At 71.6% G+C, this 9,998-nt stretch carries 8 protein-coding genes, 2 pseudogenes and 1 riboswitch; all 10 genes and pseudogenes read right to left on the minus strand.

What is annotated here, in order from left to right:
- The coding region (locus AC08OJ_RS15735) for a pyridoxamine 5'-phosphate oxidase family protein (protein ID WP_476596113.1) at positions 1-465 on the minus strand (465 nt) is incomplete at its 3' end.
- Between the two features lie 201 nt (positions 466-666).
- Positions 667-1,362 (minus strand): GNAT family N-acetyltransferase, encoded by a 696-nt coding sequence (locus AC08OJ_RS15740; protein ID WP_476594273.1) that lies wholly within the window; start codon positions 1,360-1,362, stop codon positions 667-669.
- A 71-nt stretch (positions 1,363-1,433) separates the two neighbouring features.
- Positions 1,434-2,360: an NADP-dependent oxidoreductase gene (locus AC08OJ_RS15745; protein ID WP_476596114.1), complete on the minus strand. Its 927-nt coding sequence runs from the start codon at positions 2,358-2,360 to the stop codon at positions 1,434-1,436.
- Between the two features lie 313 nt (positions 2,361-2,673).
- Positions 2,674-3,675, minus strand: a complete 1,002-nt coding sequence (locus AC08OJ_RS15750) for an LLM class flavin-dependent oxidoreductase (protein WP_476594270.1) — start codon at positions 3,673-3,675, stop codon at positions 2,674-2,676.
- Positions 3,676-3,767: 92 nt separating this feature from the next.
- A pseudogene (locus AC08OJ_RS15755) lies at positions 3,768-3,884 on the minus strand (LLM class flavin-dependent oxidoreductase); the annotation flags it as partial.
- Positions 3,885-3,915: 31 nt separating this feature from the next.
- Positions 3,916-4,320 carry an ATP-binding cassette domain-containing protein gene (locus AC08OJ_RS15760; protein WP_476596115.1) on the minus strand — a complete coding sequence of 135 codons (405 nt, stop codon included), beginning with the start codon at positions 4,318-4,320 and terminating at the stop codon, positions 3,916-3,918.
- A 160-nt stretch (positions 4,321-4,480) separates the two neighbouring features.
- Positions 4,481-4,738, minus strand: a pseudogene (locus tag AC08OJ_RS15765) (ATP-binding cassette domain-containing protein); the annotation flags it as partial.
- Positions 4,739-5,020: 282 nt separating this feature from the next.
- Positions 5,021-6,394, minus strand: a complete 1,374-nt coding sequence (locus AC08OJ_RS15770; protein ID WP_476594272.1) for an ABC transporter substrate-binding protein — start codon at positions 6,392-6,394, stop codon at positions 5,021-5,023.
- 534 nt (positions 6,395-6,928) lie between these two features.
- A riboswitch (SAM riboswitch) is annotated at positions 6,929-7,039 on the minus strand.
- 129 nt (positions 7,040-7,168) lie between these two features.
- Positions 7,169-8,467 carry a bifunctional o-acetylhomoserine/o-acetylserine sulfhydrylase gene (locus tag AC08OJ_RS15775; RefSeq protein WP_476596116.1) on the minus strand — a complete coding sequence of 433 codons (1,299 nt, stop codon included), beginning with the start codon at positions 8,465-8,467 and terminating at the stop codon, positions 7,169-7,171.
- Positions 8,464-9,654 (minus strand): isopenicillin N synthase family dioxygenase, encoded by a 1,191-nt coding sequence (locus tag AC08OJ_RS15780; protein WP_476596117.1) that lies wholly within the window; start codon positions 9,652-9,654, stop codon positions 8,464-8,466. The genes AC08OJ_RS15775 and AC08OJ_RS15780 overlap by 4 nt, the downstream gene beginning before the upstream one ends.
- Positions 9,655-9,998: the final 344 nt, after the last annotated feature.

The raw sequence follows: 9,998 nt of genomic DNA on the forward strand, positions 1-9,998 counted from the left end.
CGGCATTGGCTTGAGTCCCGTCCGCTCGAGCCTGGCCAGCGTGCCCGGGTCGGTGACGGACACGGCCTTCCCGCTGATCAGGACGCTCCAGCCGCTGCGGGACGCCGGATCGCGCCCGTCGACCTCGAAGCTAACCGCGTCCTCCTCGATCGCGGCGGTCAGCTTCGAGCCCACGGCCGTCCGGAAGGCCACCGCCTCCCCGTCCATCACGTAGTTCACCGGCAGCACGAGGACCTCCCCGTCCGCCCGGAACGCCACCCGGCCGAGCTGCTCGTTCCCGAGCAGCCACAGGCAGGTTGCGGGGGACAGCACCCCGCCACCGGCATGGTCGAAGGCGAATGCCACCCTGATGCTGGTCCCGGTGGTCTGGGTCGGTGTCTGCGTCGTGGGCATGGCCAGCTCGGTCCGATCGGTCGGTGAAGCCACGGTGACGAGCGCCGGCGCGCCCGCGTTCGGCGGGGTCATCGCGTCATCCCCCTCGTTCTGGGTCGTCGGCGTACCTCCACTTCTGAACGGTAGTCGGACGGGGCGAGCGCGGGCAGGGCCGGTCGTCGCGCCGGCGCGGGTCGTCCGACCGGGGGGATGGCCTGCCGGTGGTCCGCACCGGCCCGCGGGGAAGGCGTTCGCCACGCGGGCCGGTGCGGTGGTTACGCGGCCGGGCGGTGGTTACGCGGCCGGCTCGATATCCGGTATCTGCGCGGCGCGGAACGTCACCTCACGCCGCAGCCGGAACCCGAGCGACTCGTAGAGCCGGATCGCGTTCGTGTTGGTCGCCGCGGCGTGCAGGAACGGTGTTTCCCCGCGGGCCCGGATGCCCGCGGCGACCGCGCGGACGAGCCGGGTCGCGAGGCCTTGGCCCCGGTGGCCCGCGTCCGTGCAGACGGCGCTGATCTCGGTCCAGCCGGGCGGGTGCAGCCGTTCCCCGGCCATCGCCACCAGCGTGCCGTCCCGCCGGATGCCGAGGTACGTGCCGAGCTCGATCGTGCGGGGCAGGAACGGCCCGGGTTTGGTGCGTTCGACCAGCGCGAGCATCTCCGGCACGTCCGCGGGCCCCAGCCGCACGGCCTCCTCGTCCGGGAACGCGTCGACCCCCTCGTCCACGAGCTGCGCGCCGTCGAAGCTTGCCTCTTCCCAGCCGGGCGGCGGGGAAGCGTCGATGCCGGTGAACGGCACGATCGCGCCCGGGCCGAGCAGCGCTGCGGCGTTGCGCCAGGTGCCCTCGTCGGGCACGTCCGGCAGGGCGACGAACGGTGACACGTTGACCGGGTAGCGCAGCACGTCACCGACCCGCTCGGCGAAATGCGCGTGCGGACCCAGGAGGGAGGAACGGACGGGGTTGTTCAGCACGTGCTGGCCGGTCACGTGCCGCCTGGGCTCCTGCCGGTCGGGGACATGCCAGTCGGGGACATGGCGTCGGGGAACGGCAAGCTCGGTCACGCGGCGACCTCGATCACGATCTTGCCGCGGGCGTGGCCGTTCTCCACCGCGCGCAGCGCCGCCGGGGCTTGGTCCAGCGGGGAGGTTGCGGTCACGAGCGGGTCCAGCGCGCCGTCCACGACCAGCTGGGCGACCGCGTCGAGCACGCGGCTGTCCCGGGCCCGCTGGACCGTCGTCCCGCCGTGCCGGTCGCTCGCCCCGGACAAGGCTGTGACGAGCTTCGACCGGTCCGCGAGGACCTCGACGACGTCGTCCAGCGTCTCGCCCCCGACGAGATCGTAGATTCCGTCGACCCCCCAGGGCGCGGCGGCCCGCACCCGGTCCGCGATGCCGGGGCCCGGCTCGACGTGCGCGATGCCGAGGGCCTCGACGAAGTCCTTCTTGCCGGCGCTCGCGGTGCCGACGACCGTCAGGCCCGCCTGCCGGGCGATCTGCGCGGCGGCCACTCCCACGCCGCCACCCACACCGGTGATTAGCAGGGTGGCGCCGGGCGGCAGGGCCAGCTGGTGCACGCCGTCGTAGGCGGTCGCCGCCGCGACCGGCAGCGTCGCCGCGGCCACGAAGGACACCGCGGCCGGCTTGCACGCGCTCTCCCCGGCAGTCAGCACCGTGTACTCGGCGTAGCCACCGCCCGGCGCGCTGCCGAACACCTCGTCGCCGATGGCGAATCCGTCGACGTCCGGGCCCACCTGCGTCACCACGCCGGCGGCCTCCACTCCGAGTACGACCGGAAACACGGCTGGCGGGGCGGCCGGCAGCCGCAGGCCGCCCCGCAGCTTCCAGTCCACGGGGTTGACCCCGGCGGCACGTACCGCGATCGTGAGCTGACCCGGCCCGGCCACCGGGATCGGGAGGTCGGCGAATGCCTCCACCTCCGGACCGCCGTGGTCGCTGTAGACGTACGCCTTCGGCACCACAACCACCGTTCCCTTCGCCGTTTCCCCTGGCCGTCCCGCCGCGCCGAGACCTCCGCGATATCCGCGATCGGCGTCTACGCCGACCGCGGTCACCTACAACACCGGGCCGGGCCGCCACCTTCCGGCGGTGGCCGGCACCGGGGCGGCGGCGCCTGCCGCGGTCAGGCCGATAGTCAGATTCTGGTTCTGTTCGACGTCGAAGAAGGGCCGAAGAAGATCGAAGGAGGTCAGGGAGGTCAGGGAGGTCAGGAGAGGCCTGGGAGGCCGGGAAAGGCCGGGAAAGGCCGGGGAGACCTGGGCAGGTGCGATCCCGGCCTACTCACGCCCGGCGTCGGCGCCACTCCTTGGTGAGCAACTCGTAGGACCGCACCCGGTCGGCGTGCTGGTGGGTGATCGTGGTGATGGCGAGCTCGTCGGCCCCGGTCGCCTGGGCCAGCTGCTCGAGCCGGTCGGCGACGGTTCGCGGGGACCCGACGAGCTGGGTGGTGACCCGGTCCTCGACGAGCGCGCGGTCGGCGTTGCTCCAGGCGTGCGCCGCGGCCTGCTCCGGGCTGGGGAACGGGATGGCCCCGGCGCCGGAACGGATGCTGCGGACCCACAGGCCGTAGCCGGCGGCCAGCCGTGCGGCGCTCGCATCGTCCTCCCCGACGACGACGTCCGCCGAGACCGACACGTACGGCTCGGCGAGTTCCGCCGATGGCCGGAACGCGGCCCGGTAGGCGTCGACGGCATCGAGCACGGTGCTGGGGCTGTGGTGGTAGGAGGCCGCGAACCGCAGCCCGCGCTCGCCGGCGACGGCGGCGCTCGATCCGCCGGATGCCCCGAGGATCCAGACCTGCACGTTCGCGCCCTCACCGGGGTAGGCGTGCGCCTGGAGGCCGTCGGCCGAGCGATAGGTTCCGCGCAGCAGCGCGAGGACGTCGTCGATCTGCTCGGCGTAGTCCGGGGTGTAGGCGCTCGGCTGCTGCAGCAGCGACAGCATAAGCCCCAGCCGCGACGAGCCGAGCAGCCCGCGGAAGTCGTAGCGCTTGGGGATCAGCAGGCCGTTCTCGGCCCGCTGCTCGATGCTGTGGTCCGCCCCGCCGAGCCCGGCGGAGTAGGCCGCCGCCGTCGAGATCAGGCTTCGTTCGGCTGCCGGGTCGTTCACCGGCCCGCCGGGCCCGGGGGCCGGCCGGCTGGGCGAGCGTCCGATCCCGAGGTCGAGGCGGCCCGGGTGCAGGGCGTCGATGAGGCCGAACTCCTCAACCACCGACAGCGGGGTGCGGTGTCCGGCCTGCACCCCGGCCGACTCGAGCCGGATGGTCCTCGTCGCTCCGGCCACCAGGGCGATGGCGACGGCGGGGGAGACGCCGAGGACGCCGGGATTGAGGTGACGCCGGGATTGAGGTGATGTTCCGCGAACCAGTAGCGTTCGTACCCGAACTCCTCCGCCCGCCGGGCCAGATCGACGGTGTTGCGCAGTGCTTCGCCGTTCGTGCCGCCATCACTGACCGGGACGAGGTCGAGGACGGCCAATGGGATCTCACTCATCGCGAACCTTTCAGGTCGGTCGGCTCGTCTCTCACTGTGGCTGTCCGGCGGCACCGTCGTCGGCGGGCCGGGGGCGCAGCGCCGCGCCGTCGAGGGTGGGGAGCGCGGCGAGCAGGCTGCGGGTGTACTCGTGGCGGGGGCTTGCGAACAGCTCCTCGACGTCTCCGGCTTCCACGACCCGCCCGTCCTTTATCACCAGGACCCGGTCGCTGACGTGGTAGATCACGCCGAGGTGATGGGAGATGAAGACGTAGGAGATCCCCAGCCGCGCCTGCAGATCGGCCAGCAGGTCGAGCACCTGCGCCTGGATGGAGACGTCGAGGGCGGAGACCGGCTCGTCGCAGATGATGACCCGCGGTCGCGGGGCGAGCGCCCGGGCGATCGCGACCCGTTGGCGCTGCCCCCCCGACAGCTGGCGCGGCCGGCGGTCGAGCACGCTCTCGTCCAGCCCGACCTGCTCGATCAGTTCGAGGACGCGGGCCCGGCGCGCGGCGCGCGGCGCGGCGAACCCCCTGCACCGCCAGCGGCTCGCTGATGATCTTCCGGACGGGGTGGCGGGGGTCGAATGAACTCAGCGGGTCCTGGTAGATCACCTGGATCCGCTGCCGCAGCCCGCGCCTGGTCCGCTCGTCGATCTCACGCCAGCTTGTGCCGTCGACGTCGACTGTGCCGGAGTCGGCCTGTTCGAGGTCCAGCAGTAGCCGGGCGGTCGTGGTCTTGCCCGACCCCGACTCGCCCACGACGCCGAGGGTCTCCCCGGTCCGCAGCCGCAGTGACACGTCGTCGACGGCGGTCAGCGTGCCGCGCCCCGGCACGGGAAACGTCTTCACCAGGTGTTTTGCCTCCAGCACCATCTCCGAGCCCACCACGGCCCGGGGCTGCGCGACCGGGCCACCGGGCGCCGGTGACAGCCGGGTCCCGTCCCACGACGGGACCGCGCACCCAGCGCGTCCGGTTCGCGGTGGACGTCGCGACAACGATCGATCCGACGAGCGCGAGCCCCACGCCGCTGGCGAGCAGCGCGAACGTCGGTCCGATCTGCTGGCCGATCGCCTCGGAAACCGGCATCCCCTGGTTGTAGGAATGACCGAGATCGCCGCGCAGTAGGTGCCCCAGATAGTCGAAGTACTGGACGATCAGCGGCTGGTCCAGCGCGTAGTCGGAGATGATCCGGGCCCTGATCTCCGGGGTGACCACCGCCTGTCCGATGATCGCGTCGATGATGCTGCCCGAGCGCAGGTGCAGGGCGAGGAACGTGAAGGTGACCGCGCCCCACAGCACACCGAGCGCAGCACCAACCCGCCGGAGGAACACCCACCCGAGATATCGTAGTTACCGGCCACGGCGTCCTTGGTGAACGCCGTGTACTCCGGGTTCGTCGTCCTGACCTCGATGCCGAGCTGCTTCGCAGCGGCCTGGATCTGGTCTGCGAGGGTGTCGCGCTGCTCCCGGGCGTACTGCTTGAGGAAGGGATGCGTGACGGTGAGGCGCGCGCCGTCCTTCGTCCGGTAGCCCTGGCCGTCCCGAGCGGTCCAGCCGGCCTCGTCGAGCAGCTGGTTGGCCTTTTTCGGGTTGAAGCCGTAGGACGACTCGATCGACTTGTCATAGCCGACCGTGGACGGCGACAGCGGGCCCTTCGCGGCCGGGAAGACGCCGAAGTACAGCTTGTCGACGATGGTCGCCCAGTCGATTCCCGCGCGGAAGGCCTCCCGGACCCGGACGTCGGCGAAGGGACCCTTGGCGGTGTTCGGGTAGTAGCTGTAGTTACCGCCCGGGGCCAACGCGGTCTGGAGCTGGAATCCGGGGGTCGACTTCAGCTGGCTCACGTTTACCGGCGGGACGCTGGCGATCGCGTCGATCTGGCCGCTGGTCAGCGCTCCGTAGCGGGACGAGTCCTCGGGGGTGACCTTGATCGAGAGCGCGTCGAGATAGGCGGCGCCGGTGTGCTTCGCCGTGGCGGGCGCCCACTTGTAGCCGGGATTGCGGGTGTAGTCGATGCCCCTGCCCTTGACGTAACCGCCGGTGCTGATGAAGGGACCGCTGCCGACGATCTTCGTGCACAGCGCCGACGGCGGCTGCCTGAGCGTGCTCGGCGCTTCGATGCCCAGGTAGGCCGTCGCCAGGGTGGGCAGGAAGGCCGAGGTCGGCGCGCTGAAGTGGACATCGACGTGGGTCGGGTCGACGACCGTCGTCCCGGTGTAGCCCGTGATCGTTCCGGCGGCGAGCTGCGACTTGGTGGCGGGCGCCACGATGTGGTCGAGGTTCGCCTTCACCGCCGCGTCATCGAACTTCTCGCCGTTGCTGAACGTCACATCGTCGCGCAACGTGAAGGAATACGTCTTCTGGTCCGCGGACACCGTCCACTTCATGGCCAGCCACGGGTGGATGGTGCCGTCGGTGCTCAGCGCCACGAGCGAGTCCAAGATCGACCGTGTGTAGAGACCGTCGATGTCGGCCGGGCTCTGGTGCGGATCGAGGCAGGCGCCGTCCGTGTTGCTGGCGAACGTCAACGTCCCCCCGCTTCTCGGGGTACCGGCGGCGCCGTCCGTGCCTGGCGCGCCATCGTCACTGGAGCCGCAGGCCCGAGCGCGAGCGCCACGGACAGGGCGGCGGCGAGCGTCAGGGGTACGCGTTTCCTGACGCCGAAGACCTTGCTGGACATCGGGTGTCGAGACTTCTTGTCGGGATGGCCGTCGGGCCGACCGTCGGCTGGCCGTCGGTGGTCGGCTGGTCGACGGCGTGCGGCAGGGCCAGCCGTCGGGGCCGTGCCGAGCAGGGCGGACGGTTGGTCGGCGGGACCGGACCGCCGTGGGCGGCGGTGTCAGCGACAGAGGCAGCTGGACGAACAGAGGCAGCTGGACGAACGGCGCAGGTCGATGGCTAGGCGGCGGGTCAGCCGCACCTGCCCGGACCCGCCCGCCCAGGGGCTGAGCACGTGGGCAACGGCTTGCGTCCCGCACCGGCATGCGAGCGTGAAGCGGCCACTGGCGTGGCGAGTCGCTCCCGACATCTCACAGCTCCCTCGGCTCAGGCCCGGGAGTACGGGCCCGCGCTTGCCGCACCCGGGGGCACGGCCGTGTCCTCATCCGGGGCACCCCTTCGCGAACGAGGGTTGCCGGTCAACAAGCCAGGGCTGAACGTTGGCGCTCGTGACAGCTCGGTCAACCATCAGCCAAGCGGCTGATCTGACAAACCTAGTAGGCAAATTAGTGGGGTAAGTAGAGTTTGTCGATAGAGCTAGTGAAATACTGGGCTCTTCGCAGTGCGGCGGATGCTGAATCCGGTCAGCGCCCCTTGGTCGCGCGGAAGCCCTTCTCCAGGTCGGCCAGGATGTCGTCGACCCCCTCGATGCCGACCGACAGGCGGATCAGCTCCTCGCTCACCCCGCTGTCGGCCTGCTCGGCGGGGGTGAGCTGGGCGTGGGTCGTGGACGCCGGATGAATCGCCAGCGAGCGGACGTCCCCGACGTTGGCGAGATGGCTGTGCAGTTCGAGGGCCTCGATGAACGCCCGCCCGGCGGCGCCACCACCGCGGATACCGAAGGCCAGCACGGCGCCGGCACCATCGGGCAGGTAGCGCCGGGCCGCCGGATACCAGCGGCTCGACGCCAGGCCCGGGTAGGCGACCCAGATCACCTCGTCCCGCTCGGACAACCACTGTGCCACCCGCAGCGCGCCCGCGCTGTGCCGCTCCATCCGTAGCGACAACGTCTCCAGCCCCTGGAGCAGCAGGAAGGCGTTCATCGGGGACAGGGCCGGGCCCAGGTCGCGCAGCAGCCGCGCGCGGGCCCGCACGATGTAGGCGGTCTCTGGGAACGCGTCGAGGAAGACCAGGCCGTGGTAGGCCGGATCCGGTGTGGTGAACCGCGGATAACGGCCGTTGCCCCAGTCGAAACGCCCGCCGTCGATGATGACACCGCCGATCGACGTCCCGTGCCCGCCGATGAACTTGGTGGCGGAGTGCACCACGATGTTGGCGCCGTGTTCGAGAGGGCGGCTCAGGTACGGCGACGCCAGGGTGTTGTCCACGATCAGCGGTACCCCCGCGGCGTGCCCCACCTCGGCGATCCTGGCGACGTCGAGAACGTTCCCACGGGGGTTGCCGATGGTCTCGCCGTAGAGCGCGGCGGTGTTCGGCCGGATCGCCGCGCGCCAGGCGTCGAGGTCGTCCGGGTCGTCGACGAAGGTGGTCTCGATCCCGAACTCCGCCAGCGTGTTCCTGAACAGCGCGTACGTCCCGCCGTACAGCGAGGTCGACGACACCAGGTGCGCCCCGGCGGCGGTGAGGTTCAGCACCGCCAGGGACTGGGCGGCCTGGCCGCTGGCGGTCGCCAGGGCCGCGACCCCGCCCTCCAGATCCGCGATGCGCTGTTCGAAGACGTCCTGCGTGGGGTTGACGACCCGGGTGTAGGTGAAGCCGACCTCGGCCAGCGAGAACAGCTCGGCCGCGTGCCGCGTGTCGTCGAACACGAAGGAGGTCGTCTGGTAGATCGGCACGGCGCGCGCGCCGGTCGCCGGGTCCGGGGCGGCTCCGGCGTGGAGCTGCCGGGTCTCGAAGCTCCGACCCGGGGGGATCGTCGTCACAGGGCTTTTCCTTTGGGTCCTTTGGGGTGCTCGGCGTCGGCGTCGGCGTAGTAGCGCCGCGCCACCTCGGGATGGCTGCGTAGCCAGCTCTTGAGGGTGTTCACCCCGTGCTGGGCGAAGATCGGATTGTGCGGATCGGGCGGGGGCGCGTCGGTGATCTGCCGGAGCAGCTCGCCCGGCAGCGGAACCGGTTCCAGGGTGGCCGACAGCCGCGGCCCGAAGAAGAACGCCACGGACACCCGCTCGTGGCCCGATGGTGGGTTGACGACCCGGTGCACGGTCGCCCGGTAGTAGCGCCGCGTCGCCAGCTCGAACATCTCGCCGATGTTGACGACGAACGCGCCGGGTTCCGGGACCGCGTCGATCCACCCGTCGGCCCCGTCCGCCACCTGCAGGCCGGCCGCCCCCACCGCCGGCTCGCCCGGCTCGCCCGGCTCGCCGGCCGGGGCCCGCTCCGGGAGCACGCGGACGTGGTCCTGGAGGACGAACGTGAGGAAGCCGCCGTCCTTGTGCGCCCCGACTCCCTGGTCGTAGCCGGCTCCCTGGTCGTAGCCGGCTCCCTGGTCGTAGCCGTCGCCGAAGCCGGGCGGCGCCGGTCGGTACCGGATCAGCTTCAGGTGCGAGCGCGGCTCGTCGGCGAAGGTCTGGTCGAGGTGATCGGCGGGCAGGCCCAGCGACTCGGCGAACGCCCGGACTAGCATCCGGCCCAGCCGGCCCAGCTCCGCCATGTAGGCGAGCACGGTGTCACGCACCTCAGGCAGGGCCGCGGGCCACTGGTTGGGACCGTCGAGGCGCAGGTAGACCGGATCGTCGGGGCCGAGGTCACGGGCCGGGCGCTCATCGGAGATGTCGATCTGTTCGCGGAGGTCGGGGCGGCCCCGGGTGATCTCGTGCCCGAGCCGGGTATACCCGCGGAAGTGCGGCGAGTGGATGTTCTCGATCTCCAGCTTCGACGCCTCGGGCAGCTGGAAGAACCGGCGGCTCACGTCGAGGATCGTGGTGGTGAGCGAGGCCGGGACGCCGTATCCGGTCAGGTAGAAGAACCCCGGGCCGTGGCAGGCCTCGCGCAGGGCGGCGAGGAACTCACCTCGGTTCGTGGCGCCGGTCCGGAAGGGATCGATGTCGAGGGTGGGCAGCGTCCGGGCCGGGGCGACCCGGTTCGCCTGGTGGGCGAAGCCGCCTGTCATCGTCGGAATCCTCCCTGCGCCGCGGGCCTCATGCCGGGTTCGCCTTGACGGCTCGCGCGGCTGCTCGACACCGCCGCGCCCCCGAGACCCGCCGCGCCCCGGGAGTGTCCGTGACGTTCGTCCGCCCGTCGCCTGTCCCGCGCCAGGGTAGCGCCGCTACGGCGCAGCCGTGGGAGAACTACGAGCTGTTCCGGCGGCTGTGGCGCTCCGACCGGTGACCCGGCGGGGCCGGTTCCGCGCTCACGGCCACGACCCCGCCGATGGCTACCGGCACCGAGCCTGCCCTACAGCCGACCCGGTAACTCCCATGAGCCCGGTAACTCCCGCTAGGCTTGTCTTCCGCA

The organism is Frankia sp. CgKIO3 (assembly GCF_977946435.1).